Consider the following 25,143-nt stretch of genomic DNA (forward strand, 5'->3'; position numbering starts at 1 on the left):
GTAGTATTGCGCTTGATATCATTCGCGGTCAATAGCCCGTCGGCTGATCGCGGGTTTTCCCTTAAGCTTTGACGGCTGCTTCTACTCAACTTCCGCCATGTCCGCTTCCGCTACTACCCGAGTGCTGCACCGCAATCTGCCGATGCTGTTGCTGCGCGCCAGAGAAAAAATGATGGAGCGTTTTCGCCCGTTGATTACCGCGCACGGACTGACCGAACAGCAATGGCGCGTGATTCGCGCGCTCAACGAGCACGGCCCTATGGAGCCGCGCCACATCTCCGACATCTGCACGATTTCGAGCCCGAGCATGGCCGGCGTGCTTGCCCGCATGGAGAGCATGGAACTGGTGACGAAGGAACGTTTCGTGGAAGACCAACGCCGCGTGCTGGTGTCGCTGACGCCGGCGAGCGAGGAACTGGTGCGGGTGATCTCGAAGGATCTCGAAGCGCACTATCGCGATCTGGAGCGCAAGGTCGGGCCGGAAATCGTCGAGCGCGTGTATCGCGCGGTCGACGATCTGCTTGCGGGGCTCGAGGAGGAAGACGGCGACTGAGTTAGCGGTTCATTCGGCCGCACTGAAGTTCAGCGCCGGCGGCCTGTCTTGAACGCGGGTAATGCCGCTCGGCGCCCCACGCCGGACTTTCCAATACAGTTGCGACGCCAAAAACAATACAGTGAGGTGCGGTTTTATTGTGCTGTATCGGGAATATGACCGGCGCCGTCGATACAGTTGGCAGGTCTTCATGGAGCCTGCCGATGAGCGGACCTCCGACAATGTGCTGCGTGACGTAGCCTGATCTTTTTTGCTTCCTGCCCGGTGGTCATTCGTACCGGGCCTCCAGAGAACGAGGTAACCAGATGAATGCAGTGAACGAACAAGCGCAGCTGTCGGCGCAGCAGTTGGGTCATTTCATCGGCGGCGCGCCGGCCGCGCCCACCAGCGGCCGCTTCAAGGACGTGTTCAATCCTGCCACCGGCAAGGTGACCGGTTCGGTCGCGCTCGCTTCGGTCGAGGAAGTGGACACCGCCGTCAAGGCCGCGAAGGCCGCCTTTGCCGCGTGGAGCGAAACCGCGCCGCTCAAGCGCGCGCGCATTCTGTTCAAGTTCAAGGAACTGCTGAACAGGCATCACGACGAACTCGCGCTGCTGATCACGCGCGAACACGGCAAGGTATTCACGGACGCGCAAGGCGAAGTGGTGCGCGGCATCGAAGTGGTCGAGTTCGCTTGCGGCATTCCGAATCTGCTGAAGACCGATTTCACCGACCAGATCGGCGGCGGCATCGACAACTGGAATCTGCGCCAGCCGCTCGGCGTGGTCGCCGGCATTACGCCGTTCAATTTCCCGGTAATGGTGCCGATGTGGATGTTCCCGGTCGCGCTCGCGTGCGGCAACACGTTCGTGCTGAAGCCGTCGGAACGTGATCCGTCGGCATCGCTGCGGATCGCGGAACTGCTGAAGGAAGCCGGTCTGCCCGATGGCGTGTTCAACGTCGTGAACGGCGACAAGGTGGCGGTCGACGCGCTGATCGAACATCCGGACGTGGCGGCGCTGTCGTTTGTCGGCTCCACGCCGATCGCCGAATACATCTATACGGAAGCGTCGAAGCGCGGCAAACGCGTGCAGGCGCTGGGCGGCGCGAAGAATCACCTGGTGGTGATGCCGGACGCCGATCTCGACCAGGCCGTCGACGCCTTGATCGGCGCCGCTTACGGCTCGGCAGGCGAGCGCTGCATGGCGATTTCGGTGGCGGTGGCGGTGGGTCATGTCGCCGATGAGCTGATCGAACGCCTTGTGCCGCGCGTGAAGTCGCTGGTGATCAAGAACGGCGAGAACCTCGACGCCGAAATGGGCCCGTTGGTGACCGCCGAACATAAGGCCAAGGTGGCCGGTTATATCGCATCGGGCGAGGCGCAAGGCGCGAAGCTGATCGTCGACGGCCGCGCGCATCCGGTCGCGAGCGAAGACGGTTTCTTCATCGGCGGCACGCTGTTCGACCAGGTCCGCACGGACATGAAGATCTACAAGGAAGAAATCTTCGGACCGGTGCTGGCGGTGGTGCGCGTGCCCGATTTCGCGAGCGCGGTCGAATTGATCAACGCGCATGAGTTCGCCAACGGCGTATCGCTTTTCACGTCCGACGGCGGCGTGGCGCGCGCGTTCGGCCGGCAGATTCAGGTGGGCATGGTCGGCATCAACGTGCCGATTCCGGTGCCGATGGCCTGGCACTCGTTCGGCGGCTGGAAGCGTTCGCTGTTCGGCGATCATCACGCTTACGGCGAAGAAGGTGTGCGTTTCTATACGCGCTACAAGAGCATCATGCAGCGCTGGCCGGATAGCATCGCGAAGGGCGCCGAATTTACGATGCCGGTTGCGAAGTAAGCCGTCGCGCAAGCTGTATTGCTGCAATTAAGAAGCCGCGCCTGATTCAGGCGCGGCTTCTTTGCATCTGAGGGTTTCCGATTGGGAAAGACAGCGCTTCATGCGGCTTGCCGAGACACGCGGCCGAATATCGCACGGTCGGCCAGCCACACCGCCAGCAGCGTGACGCCCATCAGCGGGAATACGATGCCGAGCAACACGAGGCCGGTTTTCCAGCCGCGCATCGGCGGCGCGGGGCGCTCGCGTGCCGGTGCACCGAGCGAACGCTGCGGCCGCCGTTTCCACCACATCACGCAGCCCGTTACAGCCATACCCGCGAGTCCAAGCGAAATCGCGGCACAGAAAATCTGATTGGCGACGCCGAAATAGCGGCCCATATGCAAGGACGTGCCGTACGACACGGCCTTCGACACGGCGCCGTAGTCGCCGTAGCGGATGTCCTTCAGTACCGCGCCGCTGTATTGGTCGATATACAACGTGCGCTCCTGTTGCGGATCGGCCGGAAAGTACGAGACGGTGTACACACCTGCAGGCGACGTGGGCAGCACGATGTCATAGCCGCTCGCCACGCCGAGCGACGCGATTAGCGTGACGACGCGTTCGAGCGGCAGCGCCTGCGTTGCTTGCATAGTTTGCGTGTTGGCGGATGCCGGCACCGGTGCGTTGCCGACGGCCCACGGCGTGACAGGCAGCGGCAGGTCGTCCATCACCATGCCGGGCATCGATTCCATGTTCGATTCCTGCGTATCGCTCAGGTGGTGCGGCGCTTGGCCTTGAGGCGATGCGCCCGTGCCACCTGCGCGGTCGGCGTGCATGGCCGGCCGCGTGGAGCGCAGCGGCAGACCACCCCACGAGCCCGCGGGCGCACCCAGATTCGCGCTGGTCGCGAGCGCCTTGAACTGCTTGCCCCACGAACCCGACCAGGGCAGGCCGGTCAGCACGAATGCCAGCGCGCCGAGTGCGAGCCAGATGCCCGTCACCGCATGAAGGTTCTTCCACAACGCGCGGCCTTTCAATGCGAAACGCGGCACCAGTGCGTCTCTCGCGGTGGTTTTTTCGCGCGGCCGCCGCGGCCACCACAACGCGATGCCGGTACCGATCATCACGAGCGTCCAGCATGCCGCCAACTCCATCAATAGCTCGCCGGGCTTGCCGAGCAGCAGCTTGCGATGAAGCATGCGGTCCACCTGCATGAAGCGGTGCTCGACACTGAGCGTGCCCAATACTTCGCCGCTATAGGGATTCACGTAGACGCTTTGCTTCTCACCGTCGGCGAGGCGGAAAACGAATTCAGCGCTGCGGTTGGGCGCCTGCGCGATCGCAACGGTCACCGCTGTTGCCTCGGCTGGCATCGTCGCGCGTGCCTTCGCCAATAGCGCATCCTGCGTCAGCTTCGGTGTCGACCGCGGTTCGACGATCAGCCGGTGCGCATAAAGCAGCGGCTCGATTTGCGGCTGGAAGCAATACAGGGTCCCGGTAATGGCGAGTATCACCAGGAACGGCATGACGAAGAGCGCTGCGTAAAAGTGCCAGCGCCATAGCGTGCGATAGCCGGCGTGTGCCGTGCTGGCCGGCGCAGCCACGCGTTGAACGGTCGTGGTGGACATTCGATCCTCCTGAGGTGAGGGCAGTCATCGATCTTTCGAGCGACCCTGCGCCACGGGCGTGTTGGTGCGCAGGGTTTTCTGAACGGACGGGAGCGCATGTGCGCGCAAAGCCGCGCTCACATACGTAGCTTCGCTTCGACGTAAAAGGTGCGGCCCGGATACGGGTGGTAGACGAAGTAACGCGCGTCGAACAGGTTGTCGATGCCGACGCCGAGTTCGCTCAGCTTGGTGGGCCTGAAGGTGAATTTGGCGTCCGCGACGGTGTACGTACTGGTGCCGCCGAATACATCCGGATTCGTGTCGGTGTTGGTCAGCGTGTTGTACTCGCGCCCCGAGTAGCGCGCGGCGAGCGTGACGGCCGAGCGTTCGTCGATGTGATACGTCGCAGCGAGATTGGCGCGCCACAGCGGAATGCGGTAGAAATACTTGCCGAGCGTCGCCGGGTTCTGCGCGTTCGCGATGATCTTCGATTGCGTATAAGCGACGCTCGCGATGAGATCGAGTCCGCGCACGAACACATCCTGCCCCTGGTAACTGGTTTCCACGCCGCGCGCGCGCACCTTGCCGATGTTCTGGAAGTTCGTTACGTTAGGGATCACGGTCGTATCGGTCTGACTGAAGATCGTATTCTTCACGTCGTCCTGAAACAGCGAGAAACGGAATAGCCCGTTCCAGTGCGCCCATTCGGCAGTCAGCTCCTTCGACAGATCGTCTTCGGGCTGCAGGTTCGGATTGTTATTGACGATCGACGAGCCGTTGATTTGCCCCTGGAACAGTTCGCTGACGGTCGGGAAGCGATACGCGCGGCCAATCGACGCGCGCAAGCTCAGATCGTCGGTGACGTCGAACGACAACGACGCTTTCGGTGAGAAGTGATGCTGGTTAGCGTCGCGATACGGAAGCGTCATGCCCGGCCGCGCCTGCGAGCCGTCATAGGCCTGCCAGTCCTCATAGCGCACGCCGTAGACGAACTTCCAGCGCGGCAAAAAGCGCCACGCGTCCTGCGCGTACAGCGCCTGTGTCTGTGTCTTGCCGGCGAACGCGTTGGCAAACGTAGTGGCCGCGCCGTCCCGCCAGTTCAGCGTGTTGTAGCTTTCGTTCTCGAGAAAATAGTTGTCGTAGTGATAGCCGAAACTTAGCCGGTGGTTCGCCAGGCCCGCTTCTGGCGAAGCCGGTGTGTAGGTGGTTCGGAGATCGAGCGTCTTCCAGCCGGTGCCGTCGCCGAAAATCACCGTGCCGGGGCCGTTGCCCGGCGCCCCCGAACTGGCGGTGCGCGCCACGCTGTTGCCGATGTCGTAGTACGACGCGAGCGCTTCGCCATTCCAGCCGGTGGCGTTGTGCGTTTTCAGCGACACGCCGTATAGCCAGTTCTCGCTATGGCCGAGACTCGGTGCGAGTGCGGCAGCGGGAATCGTGTATTCGTAGCCGCCGATCGCGACCTTGCCGCTGTAGACCGGATTGCCGCTGGCGTCGCGCAGCAACGTCGAAGTCTGGCTGTTATAGGTCTGATGCCAGTAGCCGAGCGTAAAGCCGGCTTGCAGCGTGGGCGTGAAGTCGTACTGCATCTTCAGCTTGAACTGGTCCTGCACCGTATGCTCGATGCCTTCGCCGTTGACCCCGAGTACGGCGGTCGGCGTGTTGGTCTGATTGTTGTAGAAGTAGGCGCCGTTGACCGGCGTATCGCCGGCTTTGGCGGGTGTGCTGGATTTCGCGAGCGTTGCGAATTGCAGGGGCTGGCTCGTATTGTCCAGATGGTTCACGCCGAGCAGCCAGGAGAATTTGCCGATCCGGTCGCCGATCGACGCGCTCGCTTCACTGCCGTTGAAGTTCTGATTCACGCCGAACAGGCTGAAATGCTGGGTGAAGGCCTTGACGTCGACATTGGCTTCGAACTGCTTCGGCATGCGCGTGCTGATGAGCACGGTGGCGCCGAGCGAGTTGCCCGGATACAGCGCGGAGAACGGCCCGTAGAGCACGTCGACCTGTTGAATGTCGTCGGGAAAGACCATCGACCAGCGCGGCGGAAACGAATAGCTGTTGCCGAGCAGATTGCTGAGCAGCAGCCCGTCGGCGTAGACGAGGCCCCGCGCGCTTTGCGTGTTGCTGGTGCCGCGCACGGCGATGATCGAGTTCAGGTCGCCGATAAAGCGTTTGCGTACCGCGAGATTCGGCATGTACTTCAGCACGTCCTCGGTGTTCACGACGTTCCAGTTGTCGAACTGTTCGCGTGTCACGGTTTCGACCGAGGCCGGCGTGTTCGGATCGACAGCGCGTGGCGCGGCGCTCGCTTTGGCGCTGATCGTGACCGGGGGCAGGGTGGCATCGGCGATCGCGCTGTCCGCGTGAGCGGGCGATGGGATGAATGCCGGAATCAGCGCTGGAATCCAGGCTGGAAGAAACGCGGGGAAAAGCGCGGGAACAAACGCAGGAACAAGTACTGGCATGCAGGCCGGAATGAATGACAGCGGCGAGCGGCCGGATGTGACGCGCCGCGCGCCGTGGCGGGCGCAAAAGGGCAGCCTTCGCCAAGCGAAGTTGAACATGGACGTTTCCTGGATGCATTGAACAGACGATCGCGCGCGCCCTCGACGGGCGCGATGAGACGCGATCAGGAACGACAGCGATCAGGAAACGGCGGGGGGATCTCTTGGGCGCCCGGATGGGAACGCGCCGAGCGGGGTGAAGCGGGTAGAGAGGGTGGGCGGCGCGGAGCCGACGACGGCTAGCGCAACCGGCGGTTCAGCCGGCGCGAGGGTGGGCATCGCGACGTGATGCTCGAACAGGTGACAGTAGCCGCACGCGCCGAATGCATCGTCGTGGCTCAGATGCACAGCAGGCTGGCCGGCATGGCTCGCCTGCACGGAATCCCGCGGCTGGAGCGCCGAGCAGAGCGCGGCCACCGGCTCGTGTGCGCGCCCCGACACCAGCATCTGACTGACGACCGGAGCGAACACGACGAGCCACATGGCGATCAGGCCAAGCCATGCGGTCATGCGGTTGCGGGAGCGTGGAGTCATGATGGTGAGCGAAAAGACGCGCCGGATTCTAACATCCTGGTGCGATCGTCTCCGGCGGCGTCGTGCGTGGAATGTCGGCGGGGTATGCGCGGCATGGGCAGCGCCGTCTGCTGGAGCAACGCTGAATCTGCGATATCGAAAGCGGGAAATCTTGTTTGGGCATGAGCCGGTGCCTGGTTAGCATTCGACGTCTGGAGCGTTGGCGCCCGCACGCGGCCGACTTGTCCGGATGCCTTTTGCAAGACTGGCGTCGAGCAGGCGGCGCGCAAGGCTCCATATGCGATCTTCCACGACTTCATCCTTTCGACATGTCACGCCTCTGCCCATCCACTCCGGCGGAACCGGCTGCCGGCATCACGCGGCAATTGGCAGCCGCTATCGCGAACGCAGTCCCGTCCAATGACCCAGCCGCGATCACCGCGGCGCGACGCGGCATGCTCGACTTTCTCGCGGCGGCCTTCGCCGGCGCCCGCGACCCCGGCTATCGAAAACTCTTGACGGTGAGCGGCCAGGATTCACGCGGCGAAGCGTCGGTAATCGGCAGCGCGGCCGGCGCGTCGGCGCAACAGGCCGCCTTGCTCAACGGTTACGCCGGACATGCGCTCGACTACGATGACGTGCACAGCAGCGTCCGCGGTCATCCGGCAACCGTGCTGCTGCCCGCGCTGTTCGCGCTCGCGCAAATGCGCGGCAGCAGTGCGCTCGAATTGCTCGACGCGTACGTCGTGGGTGTCGAAACGATGGCGCGACTCGGCTTGGCGCTGGGCAGCCGCCACTACGAGCAAGGGTTCCACAATACCGCGACGCTGGGCACCTTGGGCACCGCCGCGGCTGCATCGTTTCTTCTGAGGCTCGACGCGGCGGCCGTCGAGAATGCGCTCGGTCTCGCGGCCACGCAGTCGGCTGGACTGAGGCTGCAGTTCGGCAGCGAGGCGAAGCCGTTGCATGCCGGCCTCGCCGCGCGCGCGGGCGTGTTCGCGGCCGAACTGGCGGCGGCCGGCCTGCAAGGATCCGCAGGCGCGCTCGATGGGCCGGTTGGTTTTTTCGCCGTGTTCAGCGGCGGCGCCGCGCAGCCGGAGCGCGTGCTCGAAGGATGGGGCGCGCCCTGGCAAATCGTCACGCCAGGACTGTATTTCAAGCCGTGGGCGTGCTGCACGGCGACGCACTACGCGGTGCATGCCGCGCTGACGTTGCGCGAGCTGCACCGGCTGACGCCGCGTGATATCGAACGCGTGACGGTGACGTTTCCCCCGGGCGGCGACACGCCGTTGGCGAACCGTCTGCCGGCAACGGGTCTCGAGGCGCGTTTCAGCGTCGAATACGCAGTGGCCGCCGCGCTGACGGATGGCTCACCCGGCGTCGCGACGTTCGCCGACGTTCCCGTGCGTGACGACCTGATCGCGCTCGCCGCGCGCGTGACGCGCCGTCATGACGAAACAGCCGCGCGTGCCTCGACCGATCCGGCCACGCGGTTCTCGACCATCGAGATCGAACTGCGCAACGGCACGGCGCTGAGCCACACGACGGACCGTCTTTATAGCGCCGAGGATCTGCACGCGAAATTCGCGGACGCCACCGGTCACAGCCGGCGGCTCGCATTCATTCCTTCACTGATCGACACGATGCAAAGCGCTGCCGATCTCGCTTCTCTTTTCACAGCTTTCGCACAAGTCAGCGTATGACCACGACCAACAGTAACGCTACCCGCAGGCAGATGCGCCTCGGGCTCTTCATTCAGGGCGCGGGGCACCACGTCGCCGGCTGGCGTCATCCCGATGCGCAGGCCGGCAGCGAGAATCTCGCGCTGATGCAACGCATCACGCAGACCGCCGAGCGCGCGAAGTTCGACATGGTCTTTCTCGCCGACGGCCTGACGAGCGGACCCGATGCGCATCCGTCGATGGCGATGCGGCTCGAGCCGCTGTGCCTGCTGTCCGCGCTTGCAATGGGCACGCGCCACATCGGGCTGGCCGCCACCGCGTCGACCACGTATAGCGAGCCGTATCACGTCGCGCGAGCATTCGCGTCGCTCGATCATCTGAGCAACGGCCGCGCGGCCTGGAACGTGGTGACGACTTCATACGATCGCACAGCCGCGAACTTCACGCGCGGCAATCATCCGGAGCACGCATTGCGCTATGAAATGGCGGGCGAATTCGTCGATGTCGTCAAAGGACTGTGGGACAGCTGGGACGACGACGCGCTCGTGAAGGACAAGACGCGCGGCGTCTACTTCGATCCCGCCAAGGTGCATGCGTTGGACCATGAAGGGCAGTTCTTCAAGGTGAAAGGGCCGCTGAATGCGTCGCGTCCGCCGCAGGGACATCCGGTGGTGATTCAGGCTGGTTCGTCGGGACCGGGACAGGATCTCGCCGCGCGTACCGCCGAAGTGGTGTTCACGGCGCAGCAAACGATCGAAGAAGCGCAGACCTTCTACCGCGACCTCAAGAGCCGTCTGCCGAAGTTCGGCCGCGAGGGCGAACAACTGCACGTGATGCCCGGCGTGTTTCCTGTCATCGGCAGAACGGAGCAGGAAGCGAAGGACAAGTACGCGCAATTGCAGCAATGGACCGACACCTCCGGCGCATTGTCGCTGCTATCCGACCGGCTCGGCCATGACGTGTCGAAGTATCCGCTCGACGGTCCGCTGCCCGAGCTGCCCGAATCCGATCAGTTGAAAAGCCGCGCCAAACTGCTGACCGATCTCGCGCGCCGCGAGAATCTGACTTTGCGCGAACTCTATTACCTCGTGGCCGGCGCGCGCGGGCACCGTATTGTGTGGGGCACGCCGGTGCAGGTCGCGGACGCGCTCGAGGAGTGGTTCACCGGCGAGGCCGCCGACGGCTTCAATATCATGCCGCCGTATTTCCCCGGCGGCCTCGACGATTTCGTCGAACTCGTGGTGCCCGAATTGCAACGGCGCGGTTTGTTCCGCACCGAGTACAGCGGCACGACGCTGCGCGATCACCTTGGCTTGCAGCGGCCCGCCAGCCGTTACGCGGTCCGCTGAATCCGGCGAAGAAAAACGCGGCGCCTGTTGAACAGGCGCCGCGCCTTTGGATCGCAGCGTCGTTGAGTTAGTCTCGCTGAGTTAGTCTCGTTGGGTTAGTCCTGTTGAATCAGTCCCCACCTGAGGCCAGGGACGCTCAGATCGCGAAACGGCTCAGATCCAGTTGCAGCGGTACACGCGGTTGCGCTGCAAGTGCCGTGTCCAACACACCCAGCACACCCGGCGTGTGCGCCAGAAACGCCTGTGTGCGCGGGTTCGCCGGCGCGCGAAACAGCCGTTCAGCGGGACCCTGCTCGACGATCACCCCGGCTTCGGTGAAGTAAACCGCATCGCTGACTTCCTCGGCAAAACGCATTTCGTGCGTGACGAGCACACAGGTCATGCCGTCGCGCACCAGATCGCGTATCACGGTCAGCACTTCACCCACGGTCTCAGGATCGAGCGCGGAGGTCACCTCGTCGAACAGGATCAGATCCGGCTGCATGGCGAGCGCGCGAGCGATCGCCACGCGCTGTTGCTGTCCGCCCGACAACTCGCCCGGATACGCACGCGCTTTATCGGCGAGGCGCACTTTCTTCAGCAGGTCGTAAGCGGTGCGGGTTGCGGCAGCCTTGTCGCGGCCGAGAATACGCACCGGTGCGACGACCAGATTGTCGAGCACGCTCAGATGCGGAAACAGGTTGTACTGCTGGAACACAAAGCCGACACGTTTGCGCAGTTCGATCTCGTCGCGTTCGGACGCGAGTTGATCGACGCGCGTGCCGTCGACTTCGATCTCGCCCTGCTGGGGGCGCAGCAGTCCTGTGATGCAACGCAGGATCGTCGATTTGCCCGAACCCGACGGACCGATGATCGACACGGCCTGACCGCGGAACACGTCGAGGTCGATACCCTTGAGCACCGGATTGGCGCCGAATGAAAGATGCACATCGCGCAACCGTACCAGCGGGCGCGCGGCGGAAGAGGCGGCAAGTGAGGTGTCAACTGAGGCGTCAACTGAGGCGTCAACTGAAGGCATAACGTTTTTCGATGAAACGGGTCAGGCGCGCAATCGGATAGCAGTACGCGAAGAACAATCCAAGCACGGCGAAATAGACGACGACCGTGAAATCCGCACGCGCCACCGTATTGCTGGCGACCTGTGCGGTGTCGAGCAAATCGTGCACGCCGACCAGCGACGCGAGCGCGGTCGCCATGGTGATGCTGGCGTAGAGATTCATCCACGGCGGCAGCATTCGCTTCACGCACTGCGGCAGGATGATCCAGCGGAATACCTGCGTGCGGCTGAATGCGAGCGAACGCGCGGCATCCCACTGCGCGTGCGGGATCGACTGGATCGCGCCGCGGAAGATCTCCGCGAAGTTGGCGCTGGCGGGCAGCGCGAGACCGAGCGTGACCTTGAACCAGTCGGGGAACGGCAGCGTGTGATGGCCGATCGCGATTTCGAACGGGAAGACGTAGGTCGAGAAATAGATCAGCACGAGCAGCGGAGCGTTGCGGAACACCTGCACGTAGCCGCGCGTGACGACGCGCACGATCCGCAGCGGCGACAGCAGCAGCGGTCCGAGCACGAGGCCGGCCAGGGTGCCGAACGCGATCGCGAGCAGGCTGATTTCGATGTTGACCCACAGCGATTTGCCGAGCGCGGGCGCCCACGTGATGAGCGCGTTGAGCGTCGCATGGTGGCGGCCATAGGCGGTCCCGTGCTCGATCACCGCAAGCAGCGCGGCGACGCCAACGACTGCGAGTAATGTGCCAAAGCGGGCGCCAAGACGGGCGCCAAGGCGGGCTGCAAGGCGCGCGGCAGGGCGGCGCCGTTCGCCCCGCACGGGCGTTGAGCGCGTTTCAGTGGCCATAGCCGGGCATCCTCAAACGCGCCTCGAGCCAGCGTCCCGCGCGGTTGACCGCGAAGGTCAACGCGCTGAAAAACAGCAGGATCAGGATCATCAGTTCGAGCACGTTGTCGCGCTGCGTCCAGATCATGATCGACGCATAGGTGATGTCGCCGACGGCGATCGCCGAGGCGACGGTGGTCATCTTGACCAGATCCACCATATTGTTGACGAGCGCCGGCAGTGCGAACCGCACCGCGAGCGGCAATTGCACGCCCCACAGGCGCTGGCGCCGGCTATAGCCGAGCGACTGCGCCGCTTCCAGCGTAGCGCGCGGCACGGCTTCGATGCCGGCGCGCAATGCTTCCGCATGAAACGCCCCTTTGTGCAGCGAGATCACGATCGCGCTCCAGATGAACGGCGTCAACGGATTGCCGCCGAGATCGCGCAGCGCCTCGCTGATCAGCATGTTGGTCACCAGAAACGCGCAGAACAGCTGCACGAGGGTCGGCGTATTGCGAGTGATCTCGACGAAGACACGCGCCGGGCGCGCCAGCGCAGCGCGCGGCGAAGTCAGCATGGCAGCCAGCACGACACCGGCGGCCAGACTGCCGGGCGCCGTGACGAGCGACAACTCGAGCGTGACCAGCATGCCGTGCAGGAACGATGCGAGTTCGTCCGCGTCGAGCACGAAGCTGTAGTTCAGGCCGATCTTGCCGATGGCATCGACGAGCGTCGCGGCGGCTTGCGAGAAGCCTGCAAGCGCTGCACTCATGTACGTTGCGCCTTGTACTTCTCGTGCAGGTCGAGCACGGCCTGCGAAGGCTGCATCGCGTTCTTGCGCTCGACATCGATCAGCCAGCCGCTGCGGTGCCAGTCCTGGACGATTTTTTCCAGCGCGTTCTGAGTGTCGGTTTCACCCTTGCGCACCCAGATCACGGCCGGCGACGGAATCAGATCGTTCGATACGGGGATGGTGTAGTCCTTCCAGTCCGGATTGCGCGCGACGAGCAGGCGCAAGGTCGGCGCGACGTGCACCGCGGCGACGCAGTTATTGCCGCGCAGCGCGAGCAGCGATTCCGGCTGGCCGCGGAATGCCTTCACCTGTGCGCCGTATTGCCCGGCGAGCGGTTTGGTGTAGTTGCTGCCTTGGGATACGCATACCGGTTTGCCGCGCACGTCGCTCCACGTCTTGATGCCGCTGTCTTTACGCGTAATGAGCGCGCCACCGATTTCCTCGAACGGCGTGGGCGGATAAGAGAAAATCTCCGCGCGCTCCTTCGTGACTTCCATGTTGGCGATCAGCGCGTCCACCTTGCCTTGCTGCAGGAACTGCACACGATTCGACGGCTGCACCGGTGTCAGTTCCACTTCGACGCCGAGCCGCTTCGCGACGTCTTCGGCGAGATCGACGTTGAATCCGAGCGGCTTTTGCGTGGCGGGGTCGAGCGAACCGAACGGCGGCCCGGACAGGATCACGCCGATCACGATCTTGTGGCGCTGATGGATGCGATCGAGCGTGCTGTCCGCGTGCGCGGCGCCGGCGGTGAATGCGGCGAGGACAGCGGCGAGGACAGTGAAGGCGCGCAGAGCGCGGTGGAGCGTGATGCGATGCGGTGCGTTGAACATGAAAAGGATAGGCGGAATTCAGGATCGCCTATTCTCGGCATGCTAGGCTCAGGAAAGAACCAATCAATTTTCATACCGTTATCTGGTTCGCGCATTTGTGCAGACGGCGCCGATGTTTAAGCGTCGTATCTGACGTTGCGACGACTTCTTGCGGCATGGCGCGCGCTCCCCAAACCTGCCGGCTGCCCATCGCGCCTACATTTTCTCTGCATAATCTCTGCATAAGCCCGCTCCGAACGCAGACGTGGCCAGTTGACGCGTAACACCGGCTCGGAGAGGGCGGCCCCGGAAAAAGGGCGTCATACAGGGGTAAGGATTTCCTTATGCTCGATTCAGGATGTGTAGTGCCGATTTTCCGTGCTTCCTGACTGCATCACGCCCGTCGCCAGCCTAGGATGAAATATCGAATCGTCCATGCGGTTGCCTCCCATGATTCCCTATTTGTCCGGACGCGAAAACGAGGTGGAGCACATCAACTCGATCTGTCTGCACCTGTTCGACACATGGTGCGAAAACAGGAGTGTGACGCCGCTGGGTTATCTGCTGCATTGCTGGCCGCTTCTGGATAGCGGACCGCATGCCATCAGGCGGCTTGGCGAAACGTTGCGCGAACTCAGAAAATCGCATCCCGAAACACTGAGCCGGGAGACGTCGCAGGCGCTCCGCGAACTGGCCGATTGTGTTGACGAGATCCTCGCATTCGGCGTCGCGCCCGAGCGGATAACGGCAATCGGCTAGCGCAGGCTTGCGGGATCGAACCAGAGTTCCTTGCGCGACAGCGGAACCCACTTCGGCAGGAACGGATTCTGAAGTTCGACGAGTGTCCGGTCTTTCAGTTTCAAGGCGGCCAACTGTTGGCTGAAGTGCCGGTTGAAGAAGGCATCGAAGCTGCCGTCCCGCACCATTTGTTCGAGCCCGTCGCGAATGCGCGCGGCGAGGCGCGGTTCCGATTTACTAACGTAGAAAAACTGGGCAAACGGATACCTGATCAGCAGATGACGATCGATCGCGAGGTTCGGGTAGCGTGCGCCGTAAACACGTAATTCCTGGGGCGCCTCGGTCACGCCGCGCGGGAACAGGTCGAAACGCCGGTGCAGAAGCATGAGAAAAAGCGAATCGTACGTTTCCGCCGTCCTGACCGGCACATGGTTGTACTCATACACGCGCACGTCGCCCCAATCGCTGCCTTGTCCGATGGATAGCTTGCGAAACTGGTCGAGCGTGCCGACCGCGTCGATCTTCGGCTGGTTGTCGGCGGCGATCAGCGCGACGCGGTAGCCAAGCAGCCCTTTGTCGATCGGAAACGGAATCGGGATCATGCCCTCGTCGAACTCTTTGTGTCCCGCGTCGCTGATCATCACGTTGATGCGCTCGCCCTTGACGGCTTCCATGTGCGAACGGGCCACCGAAATGGCGTCGGTGTAAGGCTGTTCGACGTAGGGGCCATACTTGGCTGTGGTGCGGGTGAGCACTTCCGTCAGAAGTTCGAACGGGTAGGCGTAGCGGACGAGGAATTCTTCGGACTTGAGCGGTTTGACGATATCCTGCGCGAACGCCGCCGGAATCAGCGCGGCGCAGATCGTCAATCCGGCGAGCAGGGCGCGTAGGGCCGCAATGCTCCACGCGCGCGGAGAGAGGGCGCCGGGGCGGGATCGCTTGACGGCGGAAGGAACGCCGCGGGAGTCGCCGGCTGTAGACCGCGAATCGGCGACGAGCGCAGAATAGAACAAAAGAGATCCAGAGCACTCGCGGGGGGATATGGCTCTCAACATGTTTGGCGCCTTGTGGAGTTCGTTCGATCGCTTTCGCCGCAGCGTCGTGTTGCGGCTGCTGGCGACGGTATTGCTGTTCAGTTGTGTGGTTACGCTGATTTTGACCGGATTTCAACTCTACCGCGACTATGAAAGCGGTATCGAACGGGTCGAGAATCGCCTTGCCGATATCGACAGAAGCTATCGCGACAGTCTGGGCGAGGCGTTGTGGCGCCTCGACCGCGCGCAGCTGCAACTTGAACTCGACGGCATTCTGCGTCTCGCCGACATTCGCGTCGCCGAGGTGCGCGAGACGGACACGGCGCAGTTCCCGATGGTGGTGACGGCGGGGCGGCGCGAGGCGGGGCCGTCCTTGAAACGCGAGGTTCCGCTGCTCTACCGGGTTCAGGGCAAGGAGCAGCGAATCGGCACGCTCTACGTCGAGGCGACGCTGATCAATCTCTACCATGAGCTGAAGCAGACCGCGCTCGTCATTCTGGTGAGCCAGGCGGCCAATACTTTCCTGGTTTCGCTGTTCACGATCTACATCCTGTCGCGGCTCGTGACGCGGCATCTCGGTGCTTTCGCGCGGACCGTCGGCGGCTACGATTTTCGTCAGCCGCCACGGCCTTTCAGCCTGCAGCGCCGGCCGCCGCGCAAACCGGACGAGCTCGACCGGGTGGTGGCCGCGTTCAACGATATGGGCGCGCGGCTGCATCGCCGCTACCTCGAAGAGCGCGACGCCGCCGCCGAGCGCGAAGCGCGGCGTTCGGCCGAAGCGGCGAACCGCGCCAAGGGCGAGTTCCTCGCCAGCATGAGTCACGAGCTGCGCACGCCGCTCAACGGCATCCTCGGCTATGCGCAGATCCTGCGGCGCGACCCCACGCTGAGCGAGCGGCAACGTGAAGGGGTGGCGGTGATCCAGCGCAGCGGCGAACATCTGCTGGCCTTGATCGACGACACGCTGGATTTCACCAAGCTCGAAGCAGGCAAACTGCGCATCGAGATCGGCGACGTGCCGCTCTCCGCCCTGGTGGACGTGATTCGCGAGATCATCGGCGTGAAGGTGGAGCAGAAGCAGCTTGCATTCATCTGCGAGATCGCGCCTGGTGTGCCGTCCGCCGTGCGCGCGGACGAACGCCGGCTGCGCCAGGTCCTGCTCAACCTGCTCGCGAACGCGGTCAAGTTCACGGACCACGGCGAGGTGAGCCTGCGGATCGCGCGAACCGGGGCCGGCAAGGTGCGTTTCGACGTGCGCGACACCGGTATCGGCGTGAGCGCCGACCAGCTGGAGAAGATATTCGAACCGTTCGAGCAGGTCGGCGGCCTCGAGCGGCGCGTCGGGGGCACCGGGCTCGGTCTCGCGATCAGCCGGCAATTCGTGCGCGCCATGGGCAGCGATATCCACGTCGAGAGCCGCGTGGGACACGGCAGCGCCTTCTGGTTCGAACTGGCTCCGGCGCTCGCCGAACCGGCCGCCATGCCCGCTGCTCCGGCCGCCCGGGTCGAAACGGGCTACCTGGGCCCGCGTCGGAAGGTTCTGGTGATCGACGACGTGCCGGTCAATCGCGCGGTCGTCGTCGAGTTTCTGACGAAGCTCGGCTTCGAGACCGTTGAAGCCGAAACCGGCCGCGAAGGGCTCGAGAAGGCGCAAAGCGAACGGCCGTCGCTGATCCTGACCGACATCGTCATGCCCGAAATGGACGGTCTCGAGACCACCCGCCGGCTGCGGCAGATCTCCGGTTTTGCCGAGTTGCCTGTCATCGCGGTGTCCGCGAGTTCGTCCGGCTCCGATGAGAAAAACAGCCTCGCCGCCGGCGTGAACGCGTTCCTCTCCAAGCCGGTCGATTTCGACAAGCTGCTCGCGCAGATCGCCGCCTTGTTGTCGCTCACGTGGAGTTATGCGCCACAGGCACCGTCGGTCGCGCCCGGTGCGTCGCGGGAGCGGCAGCTGGCCGTGCCGGCCGCGGAAATGAGCGAACTGCACCGCCTCGCCCGCGATGGCAATATGCGGGAGATCGTGCTGTGGGCCGAACGTGTCGCCGCGCTCAACCCGCTCTATGCGTCGTTCGCGGCACAGCTTCGTCAACTGGCGAAAGGCTATCAGTCGAAAGCGATTCTCCAACTCGTCGAGCAGCATATGGAACGCAGGCCGGCACCATGAACGAGACCTCCCCCCATCCGGGTGAGCCACCCACCATCCTCATCGCCGACGATACGCCCGCGAGTCTGGGCGTGGTCGTCGACAGTTTCGTGGACCGCGGGTTTCGCGTGCTGGTCGCGCTCGACGGCGCGGAAGCGCTCGAGCGCGCGCAGTTTGCGCAGCCAGATCTGATCCTGCTCGATGTGAAAATGCCGGGCATCGACGGTTTCGAAACCTGCCGCCGGCTCAAGATGAACGAGGCGACGCGCGATATTGCCGTGATCTTCATGACCTCGCTCACCGGCAGCGAGGACATGGTCGAAGGCTTCGCGGCGGGCGGCGTCGACTATGTGACCAAGCCGGTGCGCATCAACGAAATGATGGCGCGCATCGACACGCATCTGGCGCTGCGCGCCATGCACAGGCAGCTGGTTGCCCGCAACCGGCAGCTGCAGAGCGAAGTGGTGGTGCGCCAGCAGGCCGAGGCGGCGCTGTCCCGCGTGCGCGACGGCCTGGAGGAGCGCGTCGCGCAACGCACCGACGAACTGGCGCGGGCGAATGCGCGCCTGCGGTCGCAGATCGACGAGCGCAGGCGGGCCGAGGCGAAACTGCTGTCGAGCGAAGGGCGGTTTCGCACCATCGTCGAGACGAGTCCGGTGCCGCTGTGCATCACGTCGATGCCCGGCGGCAAGATTCTCTATACGAATGAGCCGTTGCGGGAGCTATTCGGTATCGACGCGCGCGACCGCCCGGTCACCAGCATCGTGGACCTGTACGAGAATCCGGCGGAGCGCGACAGGCTGGTGCAGCATCTGCGCGAAGAGGGCAGTTTCCGCGACACGGAAGTCCAGCTCAGGCGGCTGGACGGCACGGTATTCTGGGCGATCGCGACGGCCCGGGTGGCGACCTACGACGATGCGCCGGCGATCTATGTCGGTCTGAACGACATCACCGAACGCAAGCGCATGGAGCAGGCGCTGTTCGAGTCGCGCGAACAGCTGCGCGAACTGTCGGCCTATATGGAAGCCATCCGCGAAGAGGAACGAAAGCGCATCGCGATGGAAATTCACGACGAGCTGGGTCAGTTGCTGACCGCGCTGAAGATGGACGTCTCGCTGCTCAGGATGCGTCTCGGCAACGACCCGGAGGCGATGAAAAAGGCCGACAGCATGCGCGAACTGGTTGAAAAAACCATCTGGATGGTGCGCAACGTCGCGAGTCATTTGCGGCCTGCCGCGCTGAACTTCGGGATCGTGTCGGCGCTGGAGTGGCTGGTCGAAGATTTCGGCCGGCACAGCGGCGTTCCCTGCCAGTTCCGGATCAACGGCAGCGAGCCTGTGCTTCCCGATGCGTTCGCGACGGCGGTATTCCGCATCGTCCAGGCGTCGCTGACCAACGTCGCGCGTCATGCCAGCGCGACGCGAGCGGACGTGACGCTGACACGCTCCGCGACGGCCCTCGATCTGCATGTCAGCGACGACGGCTGCGGCTTCGATCAGGAAGCGGCGCGCAAGAGTTATTCCTATGGCCTGCTCGGCATGAGCGAGCGCGCGCGAGCGATTGGCGGATCACTGCTGATCGACAGCGCGCCCGGCGCGGGCACGGCAGTTTCAATCCACATTCCGTTAGATGACAAAGTAGACAAATGATCAAGATCCTGATTGCAGATGACCATGCGATCGTGCGTGGCGGCCTGAAACAGATCATCGCGACCACGACGGATATCGTCGTCGCCGGCGAGGCCGCTCAAGGCTCGGAGGTCGTCGACAAGCTGCGCACGAGTCACGTCGATCTGCTGCTGCTCGATATGACGATGCCGGGCATCAGCGGGGTCGATCTGATCCGCCGCGTGCGCGCGGATCAGCCGGCCTTGCCGGTCCTCGTATTGAGCATTCACAACGAGGCGCAGGTCGTCTCGCGCGCGTTGCGTGCGGGCGCGACCGGTTACGTGACGAAGGACAGCGATCCGGAGGTGCTGCTTGCCGCGATTCGCAAGCTTGCTGCCGGCGGGCGCTTCATCGATCCGAAGCTCGTCGACGCGATCATCTTCGAGACCCACTCGGGCGATGCGCCGCCTCACGACATCCTCTCCGATCGTGAATTCCAGGTGCTGCAGATGCTGGCGGTCGGCAAGAGCATCAACGACATCGCGGACACGTTCTCGCTCAGCGCCAAGACCATCAGCACGCACAAGATGCGCCTGATGCAGAAGCTCGGTCTCAGTAATAACGCCGAACTGATCCGCTATGCGATCAGGCACGGTCTGGCCGCCGAATGACGCTAGTCTGATGAATCATCCTGGTCAGCGTGTTAGGGAAATCCTGACGTTCGAATCAGTTGTTCCTGAATGAACTATCCGCCGCTCCCGACTGAGCCGCCAGCAAGCGCGTCTTACGATGCGTTATGGGCAACATGGAGCGCAGCCTGTCGTGGGAGAAAAATCGTTACGCGGACTGGTCGAGAAATTGCTGGGTGCGGCGAGCGTCCAGCCGGTCCGGATACTGTTGACGCATCGTTCGCAATCTGGCCGGACACGCCGCGTGTGTGTCGAGGTGCAACGGCCGGGCGGCCCGCTCGCTCTGTTTTTCTTCCGCCACACTGATAGAACCTGGCATGTTTTTCCACCCGGCGCCGCGCGTCCTTCGATGATTGCCGCCGGCTTGCCGTTGGACGAGGCGCTGACGGCGAAGGAGACGACACATGGCTGAAGACAATCCGAACTGCCTTTCGCAGAACGAGCTGGAACTGCGGACGTGGATGCTGGCGTGGTACGACCACGCCGTTTCGGTCGGCTTCGTCCGCCCGCCGTTCACGTTGAGCGACGCGACGGCCGAACGGCTCGAGGGTTATTTCAAGGTGGGACTCACGCCGGTCGAAGGCGCCGAAGCGTTTTTCGGCGTCGTGCATTGAGTCTTGCGGTGCACGCCGCAGACGAGCTTTCGCCCACCCCTGCCCGGCGGCGGCATAGTTGGGCGGTAAGCGACCTGCGCATGGCGTGTGCATCGGCCAGTCAGCTCACTGGAGATGCTGACCGCCGTTGAGGGCAATGTTTGCCCCGGTCAGAAAACCTGCCTCGCGCGAACACAGGTACAGGACAAGCGCGGCGACTTCTGCGGGCTGTCCCAGTCGTCCGACGGGTATCTGGGGGATGATCCTGGTTTCGAGGACGTCCTGCGGCACTGCCATTACCATCCGTGTCGCGATGAATCCGGGCGAGATGGTGTTGACGGTCACGCCTTTTTTCGCGACTTCGAGCGCCAGCGATTTCGTGAATCCGTGGATACCTGCTTTCGCGGCCGCATAGTTGGTCTGGCCGAAGCCGCCTTTGGAGCCGATGATCGAGGATATGTTGATAACGCGCCCCCAGCCGCGCTCGACCATGCCGTCGCATACGGGCTTCGTCATGTTGAAGACCGAATCGAGGTTGGTGCGGATGACCGCGTCCCAGTCGACCTTGTCCAGCTTTTTGAAAACTGCGTCTCGCGTAATGCCGGCGTTGTTGACCAGAATGTCTACCGGGCCTACTTCAGCGAGGATTCTCGCGACGCACTTTGCGCACGATTCATAGTCGGCCACATCGACCGGATAAGCCTTGAACCGGCGGTCCTGGGCCTCCATGTCTGCAAGCCATGCGTCGACGCCGGTGTTTTTCGGCGAGTACGTCACCAGGACCGTATAGCCCGCATCGTGGAGTTTGATGCTGATGGCTTCGCCAATCCCGCCAGTTCCGCCCGTGACAAGTACGATCTGCTTTGTCATTTTCGTGACCTGATCATCGAATAAACGGAGACAGCGGCGAATGGAAACCCGAAAGTCCTGGGGCATCGCCGCACCATGAAATCCACCGCTCGCCGGCTTACGGATGCGAACCTCCTGGCCGGAGACAACGATTACTTCGATGTCGCGCGAGAAGCCCGCTCGACCGCCTGCCTGGTGGTTCTCGACACGGCCGCACTCACTGCTTCGGCGTTGTTTTCGGCAGTGAGGATCGTTTGTTGCGAGGCCTTGCGCGTCGTCTCGTACCAGGCGCCTGCGGCGGAAATCGCAGACTTCAAGGCTGAGGTGGCGGTTTCCGCGGCAGCAGGCGCATACTGCGCGGCCCCGTCGATCAGCTCTTGCAATTTTTGCTGCTGCCCGACGAAATGGTCATTGGCGATGTTTGCAATTTCCAGTTGGGAATTTGATGCAATGGCGATTAATTGACTGAAATACGAGTGGATTTGCGGCACGATCAGTTCCGCCGCGCCACTGTGCGGCTTGCTCCATTCTTGCGGACTGTCTCCCGATAACGCTTTGAGCATCACCTCTTTGGTTTCGGCGATACTCGACCGGGCGGTTTTCAGGTTCAGTTCGATCACCTTCTGAAAGATCTCGACGGTCTTGTTTGCCAAAGCAAACGATGCTTCTGTGTTGGCTTGTTGGATCACTGCGTTTTGCTCAGGATTCCACAGATTCATCGCTTGCTCCCGGAAGTGACAGGTAAAAGGCACGTTGAGGAAAACCTTTCATTCGATGAAGTCGGCTAGCGTCACAGGATCTTCGATAACGGGCGCATACGGAGCGTAGAGCCGCTTCGTTTGCAATTGTTGCGTTATGCCATCCCGCCATACCTCAAACCCCGAAATCTGCGCCAACCTCATCGCCTGAACGCCGAGCAATACATGTCCGGCACTTACGGCCTTCAGCGTGGCGGCGAGGCCATCCTCCAACAATTCCTGCACGGCCACCGCGAGCGAAATCGACGTGTCCCACCGGTCTGCTTCGTCAACCGGTGAGGGAAGCACAGCCTGATGCCGCTTGTTCGCCGAGTTGCCAGCGGGCGTCACAAGGTAGAGGCGTGTGTGAGTTCCTGTACGAGGGCGCCGTCGACGGCTCGGCGCGTCAGGCTGCTCTGCGTCGAACCGGTTCAACTGCAGGAGCAGGCTATCGATCGAGCATAACTGGACTTTAGTCAGGTGGTAAGAGTCGAGTAGCTGATGGAGCCGTCTGCGCCAATATTCGGCCGACAGAATCGGACCGCCTTCAAACCCGCATAACGACGGACGCATCACGCACTCGATGTGCGCGATCTCTTCATCGATCAATATACCCATGCCCACCCCCGGTACATTTTCGAATACTGCTCGATGACGTCGTTTACATTCATGTCTGAGCCGTACTATAGGTCTAACTTTCTTCGAAATCCAATCGAAAATCACGTATATGGCGAGTCGATGCCGATCGGTAAATAATTCGTCAAGAATTCGTTTGAATAAGAACGCGCGATTCAAACGCATTTTCTCTTTGACGCAGAGGCATGCGTCAAAGCAGGGGATCCTTGTGCGAGCGTAATTCTGGACAACAATTCCAATGTGAATATTGTTCGCTGGGTGGAGAACGAATCAAATAGCGCCGGTGTCGGTTGGGACTTCGCTACCGGCATTGGCACGGTCAACGTCACCAATCTGGTGAACGCATGGCCGCGTTGACCGGGTCGATGAGCAGGGTGTGGAAATGGGGTTGGAGTGAAGGGGCGCCAGAGGCGTTGTCGCATTAAAGTCTCTGCTTCGTGGAAGTGCGATGGACTGGGCCTCCTTAAGTCGCAGGGAACCGATCGTTGATAGTCCAACGCACGGGCCTCGGGGGCACATCGGAGCAGGCGAGCGATTATGACCTACACTAGAAAAGCGTCTTTCGCGCGCTCGGGTGCCCCTTTTGACGCAATGCAACGTCGCCGGCAGCCGATTGAAGCGGGCGAATGGCCATGGCACGGGCAACACACCGTCATCTGCTGCCCGAATTCATCTGGAACTGATGTTCAAGAAGGGGGCATCATGTTGCAAGCCAGTGAAATCCAGAAGCGCTTTACTCATCTGCAGCAAACCGTCAGCGAGGCATCGCGGACCTGCCATGCCGAGGCGGCGATTCCGAAGGACTTGATGAACTGGGTGGATGAGCTCGATAAGGAATGCAAATCAGCAAAGAAGGTCATGTCGTCCAAGGATGAGGATCGAATCCGGCAGTGCGTCGATGATCTCGAACGGATCGGTGATCGTGCAGAGCGCGCTTGCCAAAAAGCCGGCAGTCTCGATGCCAGGATCATGGATGCAGTCAGTTCGATGCATTCGGAACTTTCTGACCTGAAGCGACAGCTGCACTGACCTACCTGACGGCCCCGGTCCAACCCGCCGGGGCTATTTACACTTCGGCGCCATCAAGACGCGCAGCAACGCGTCCGCTTGACGCGCGGCCGTTTGCTTTCGCATGACTGCCGTGCCCGATTGCGGAGCAATTTTTTGCACGGAGGTATGTCATGGCTACGTACGTCATCCTCAGCCGTCTCGCTCCTGACGCGTTCAAGGATCCCGAGGACCTGAAGCAACTCGCCGCCACAGTGGCCGAGAAGATCAGGACCGCATGCCCTGCCGTCACCTGGAAGGACAGCTATCTGACACTCGGGCGCTTCGACGTCGTGGACGTTGTTGAGTCGACCGATCTGAAACAGCTCGAGCTGGCAGCGTTGATCATCCGAGGCTACGGACACGCCGCCACCGAGACCCTGCAAGCCACGCCGTGGCACGAGTTCATCGCGGCACTGTAACGGAGATCGATGGATCGGGCTCGAGGCGATGAAGTTTACCGGGTTGATGCTGCGTCTCACCGTAGCGTGTCTGACCGTGTTCGCAGGAGTCGCCATCTTGCAGGATCGTTTTATCTACTTCCCTGAGAAGGCCGCAATCGAGGACCTCGCGTCCGGCGGACTTCGCGCCTGGCCGACACCTGAGGCGTTTCGGGGCCTCGTGGCCGAGCCGGCCGGAAAGGCGTACGGCACGGCCATCGTCTTTCACGGCAATGCAGGGCACGCCGGACACCGTTCGTTCTATGCCGCGGCGCTCACCCGGCTTAGGCTACGCGTGATCCTCGCCGAATATCCTGGCTACGGGCCACGCGACGGCGCGCCGGGCGAAGAGCGTCTGGTGGCCGATGCCCAACAGACCATCGCGCTTGCGCATCGCCTCTACGGCACGCCGCTGCTGCTCATCGGTGAATCGCTCGGGGCCGGCGTGGTGGCCTCGGCCGGCTCGCGCGAACGCGACAAGACCGCCGGCTTACTGCTCATCACGCCATGGGATCGGCTCGAGCACGTCGCTGCTTACCACTATCCGTGGCTCCCCGTGAAGTGGCTGCTGCGCGACCGATACGACAGCGTGACACACCTGGCGTCGTTCGACCGCCCTGTTCTCGTCGTGGTTGCGGAAAGCGACAGCATCGTCCCCGCGCGCTTCGGCGAGGCGCTCTACAACGCGCTGGCCGATCCGAAACAACTGATGGTCGTGAAGGCGGCTGAACATAACGACTGGATCGGGCACGTCGACGATACCTGGTGGCAGGAGGCGATCGGCTTCCTGCTCGCGCCTTCCCATTGAAATATGAAATCCCGCTCTGTCCCGCCCAGGTGGGAACGGTTCTACGTCCTCGATGAGAAGAACCGGCCTGTCGAGGTGTTCGACCGCAGCGAGTGGTCGCGCTGGATGTCTGAGAACGAACTGATCTTCCGCCGCACGTTGCTGGAAGAATCCGGCGTGACGGTTACGACCCGCTTCTGCGGTGCGTCCGAAACGAGTACCGGGGAGGCCCTGCTGTTCGTGACGCGCATCGCCGGAATGCAAGCGCGAGACAACAAGAGCTATGGAGCAGGTACGCTCGATGAGGCGCTGGAGCAGCATGAGCGCATCGTACAGAAAATCCTCCGGATGCTGACCGGGCGGTGATCGCCACAGCGCGACGATTCT

24 protein-coding genes are annotated in these 25,143 nt (G+C 62.7%); 13 read left to right on the forward strand and 11 right to left on the reverse strand.

All coding sequences use genetic code 11. The features are described 5' to 3' along the window. Positions 1-142 precede the first annotated feature (142 nt). Entirely contained in the window at positions 143-553 is a 411-nt protein-coding gene (gene hpaR / locus AC07WT_RS27370) for a homoprotocatechuate degradation operon regulator HpaR (RefSeq protein WP_494951054.1), read from the forward strand. Between the two features lie 305 nt (positions 554-858). Further along, positions 859-2,382, forward strand: coding sequence for a CoA-acylating methylmalonate-semialdehyde dehydrogenase (locus tag AC07WT_RS27375; protein ID WP_494949354.1), 1,524 nt, complete (start codon positions 859-861; stop codon positions 2,380-2,382). 98 nt (positions 2,383-2,480) lie between these two features. On the opposite strand, the gene AC07WT_RS27380 is transcribed toward AC07WT_RS27375, so the two are convergent. From AC07WT_RS27380 to AC07WT_RS27390, 3 genes are all read right to left on the reverse strand, one after another. Continuing rightward, the gene (locus tag AC07WT_RS27380; protein ID WP_494949355.1) at positions 2,481-3,989 is read right to left on the reverse strand and encodes a PepSY-associated TM helix domain-containing protein; all 1,509 of its coding nucleotides are present in this window, start codon (positions 3,987-3,989) and stop codon (positions 2,481-2,483) included. A 116-nt stretch (positions 3,990-4,105) separates the two neighbouring features. Beyond that, a complete protein-coding gene (locus AC07WT_RS27385; RefSeq protein WP_494949356.1) occupies positions 4,106-6,532 on the reverse strand; it encodes a TonB-dependent receptor in 2,427 nt (808 codons plus the stop codon). 81 nt (positions 6,533-6,613) lie between these two features. Next, positions 6,614-7,006, reverse strand: a complete 393-nt coding sequence (locus tag AC07WT_RS27390) for a DUF2946 domain-containing protein (protein ID WP_494949357.1) — start codon at positions 7,004-7,006, stop codon at positions 6,614-6,616. 308 nt (positions 7,007-7,314) lie between these two features. Between AC07WT_RS27390 and AC07WT_RS27395 the strand changes: the two genes are divergently transcribed. Then, positions 7,315-8,688, forward strand: a complete 1,374-nt coding sequence (locus AC07WT_RS27395) for an MmgE/PrpD family protein (RefSeq protein WP_494949358.1) — start codon at positions 7,315-7,317, stop codon at positions 8,686-8,688. Next, positions 8,685-10,016: an LLM class flavin-dependent oxidoreductase gene (locus tag AC07WT_RS27400; protein WP_494949359.1), complete on the forward strand. Its 1,332-nt coding sequence runs from the start codon at positions 8,685-8,687 to the stop codon at positions 10,014-10,016. Before AC07WT_RS27395 ends, AC07WT_RS27400 begins: the two co-directional genes overlap by 4 nt. A 136-nt stretch (positions 10,017-10,152) precedes the next feature. Here the strand turns inward: AC07WT_RS27400 and AC07WT_RS27405 are convergent, their stop codons facing one another. Genes AC07WT_RS27405 through AC07WT_RS27420 form a run of 4 tightly spaced genes read right to left on the reverse strand, consistent with a single transcriptional unit; the run spans position 10,153 to position 13,477 of the window. Beyond that, the gene (locus AC07WT_RS27405; protein ID WP_494949360.1) at positions 10,153-11,034 is read right to left on the reverse strand and encodes an ATP-binding cassette domain-containing protein; all 882 of its coding nucleotides are present in this window, start codon (positions 11,032-11,034) and stop codon (positions 10,153-10,155) included. Beyond that, positions 11,021-11,872 carry an amino acid ABC transporter permease gene (locus AC07WT_RS27410; RefSeq protein WP_494949361.1) on the reverse strand — a complete coding sequence of 284 codons (852 nt, stop codon included), beginning with the start codon at positions 11,870-11,872 and terminating at the stop codon, positions 11,021-11,023. The genes AC07WT_RS27405 and AC07WT_RS27410 overlap by 14 nt, the downstream gene beginning before the upstream one ends. Then, a complete protein-coding gene (locus AC07WT_RS27415; RefSeq protein WP_494949362.1) occupies positions 11,862-12,623 on the reverse strand; it encodes an amino acid ABC transporter permease in 762 nt (253 codons plus the stop codon). Before AC07WT_RS27415 ends, AC07WT_RS27410 begins: the two co-directional genes overlap by 11 nt. Next, positions 12,620-13,477 carry a transporter substrate-binding domain-containing protein gene (locus AC07WT_RS27420; protein ID WP_494949363.1) on the reverse strand — a complete coding sequence of 286 codons (858 nt, stop codon included), beginning with the start codon at positions 13,475-13,477 and terminating at the stop codon, positions 12,620-12,622. Before AC07WT_RS27420 ends, AC07WT_RS27415 begins: the two co-directional genes overlap by 4 nt. 429 nt (positions 13,478-13,906) lie before the next feature. On the opposite strand from AC07WT_RS27420, the gene AC07WT_RS27425 reads away from it, so the two are divergent. Beyond that, the gene (locus AC07WT_RS27425; RefSeq protein WP_494951055.1) at positions 13,907-14,215 is read left to right on the forward strand and encodes a hypothetical protein; all 309 of its coding nucleotides are present in this window, start codon (positions 13,907-13,909) and stop codon (positions 14,213-14,215) included. On the opposite strand, the gene AC07WT_RS27430 is transcribed toward AC07WT_RS27425, so the two are convergent. Beyond that, the gene (locus tag AC07WT_RS27430; protein WP_494949364.1) at positions 14,212-15,207 is read right to left on the reverse strand and encodes a hypothetical protein; all 996 of its coding nucleotides are present in this window, start codon (positions 15,205-15,207) and stop codon (positions 14,212-14,214) included. The two genes, AC07WT_RS27425 and AC07WT_RS27430, sit on opposite strands and share 4 nt — an antisense overlap. Positions 15,208-15,235: 28 nt before the next feature. On the opposite strand from AC07WT_RS27430, the gene AC07WT_RS27435 reads away from it, so the two are divergent. The 4 genes from AC07WT_RS27435 to AC07WT_RS27450 all read left to right on the forward strand — a co-directional run bounded on the left by AC07WT_RS27435 (position 15,236) and on the right by AC07WT_RS27450 (position 20,281). Continuing rightward, positions 15,236-17,392 carry an ATP-binding protein gene (locus AC07WT_RS27435; protein WP_494949365.1) on the forward strand — a complete coding sequence of 719 codons (2,157 nt, stop codon included), beginning with the start codon at positions 15,236-15,238 and terminating at the stop codon, positions 17,390-17,392. After that, complete coding sequence (locus AC07WT_RS27440; protein ID WP_494949366.1) at positions 17,389-19,020, forward strand: hybrid sensor histidine kinase/response regulator; 1,632 nt, start codon at positions 17,389-17,391, stop codon at positions 19,018-19,020. Before AC07WT_RS27435 ends, AC07WT_RS27440 begins: the two co-directional genes overlap by 4 nt. Further along, positions 19,017-19,649, forward strand: a complete 633-nt coding sequence (locus tag AC07WT_RS27445) for a response regulator (RefSeq protein ID WP_492593210.1) — start codon at positions 19,017-19,019, stop codon at positions 19,647-19,649. Before AC07WT_RS27440 ends, AC07WT_RS27445 begins: the two co-directional genes overlap by 4 nt. A gap of 422 nt (positions 19,650-20,071) precedes the next feature. Further along, positions 20,072-20,281: a hypothetical protein gene (locus AC07WT_RS27450; protein ID WP_494949367.1), complete on the forward strand. Its 210-nt coding sequence runs from the start codon at positions 20,072-20,074 to the stop codon at positions 20,279-20,281. A gap of 105 nt (positions 20,282-20,386) precedes the next feature. On the opposite strand, the gene phbB is transcribed toward AC07WT_RS27450, so the two are convergent. From phbB to AC07WT_RS27465, 3 genes are all read right to left on the reverse strand, one after another. Continuing rightward, complete coding sequence (phbB, locus tag AC07WT_RS27455; protein WP_494949368.1) at positions 20,387-21,130, reverse strand: acetoacetyl-CoA reductase; 744 nt, start codon at positions 21,128-21,130, stop codon at positions 20,387-20,389. A 131-nt stretch (positions 21,131-21,261) separates the two neighbouring features. Continuing rightward, positions 21,262-21,828 (reverse strand): TIGR01841 family phasin, encoded by a 567-nt coding sequence (gene phaP, locus AC07WT_RS27460; protein ID WP_494949369.1) that lies wholly within the window; start codon positions 21,826-21,828, stop codon positions 21,262-21,264. Between the two features lie 48 nt (positions 21,829-21,876). Continuing rightward, positions 21,877-22,464 (reverse strand): hypothetical protein, encoded by a 588-nt coding sequence (locus AC07WT_RS27465; RefSeq protein ID WP_494949370.1) that lies wholly within the window; start codon positions 22,462-22,464, stop codon positions 21,877-21,879. 720 nt (positions 22,465-23,184) lie between these two features. On the opposite strand from AC07WT_RS27465, the gene AC07WT_RS27470 reads away from it, so the two are divergent. The 4 genes from AC07WT_RS27470 (at position 23,185) to AC07WT_RS27485 (ending at position 25,122) form a co-directional block, all read left to right on the forward strand. Further along, positions 23,185-23,511: a hypothetical protein gene (locus AC07WT_RS27470; protein WP_492593204.1), complete on the forward strand. Its 327-nt coding sequence runs from the start codon at positions 23,185-23,187 to the stop codon at positions 23,509-23,511. Between the two features lie 152 nt (positions 23,512-23,663). Further along, a complete protein-coding gene (locus AC07WT_RS27475; RefSeq protein WP_492593203.1) occupies positions 23,664-23,951 on the forward strand; it encodes a GYD domain-containing protein in 288 nt (95 codons plus the stop codon). Between the two features lie 28 nt (positions 23,952-23,979). Next, positions 23,980-24,777, forward strand: coding sequence for an alpha/beta hydrolase (locus AC07WT_RS27480; RefSeq protein WP_494949371.1), 798 nt, complete (start codon positions 23,980-23,982; stop codon positions 24,775-24,777). Between the two features lie 3 nt (positions 24,778-24,780). Beyond that, positions 24,781-25,122, forward strand: a complete 342-nt coding sequence (locus AC07WT_RS27485) for a hypothetical protein (protein WP_494949372.1) — start codon at positions 24,781-24,783, stop codon at positions 25,120-25,122. Positions 25,123-25,143: the final 21 nt, after the last annotated feature.

The organism is Paraburkholderia sp. GW821-FHT02A12 (assembly GCF_059422005.1).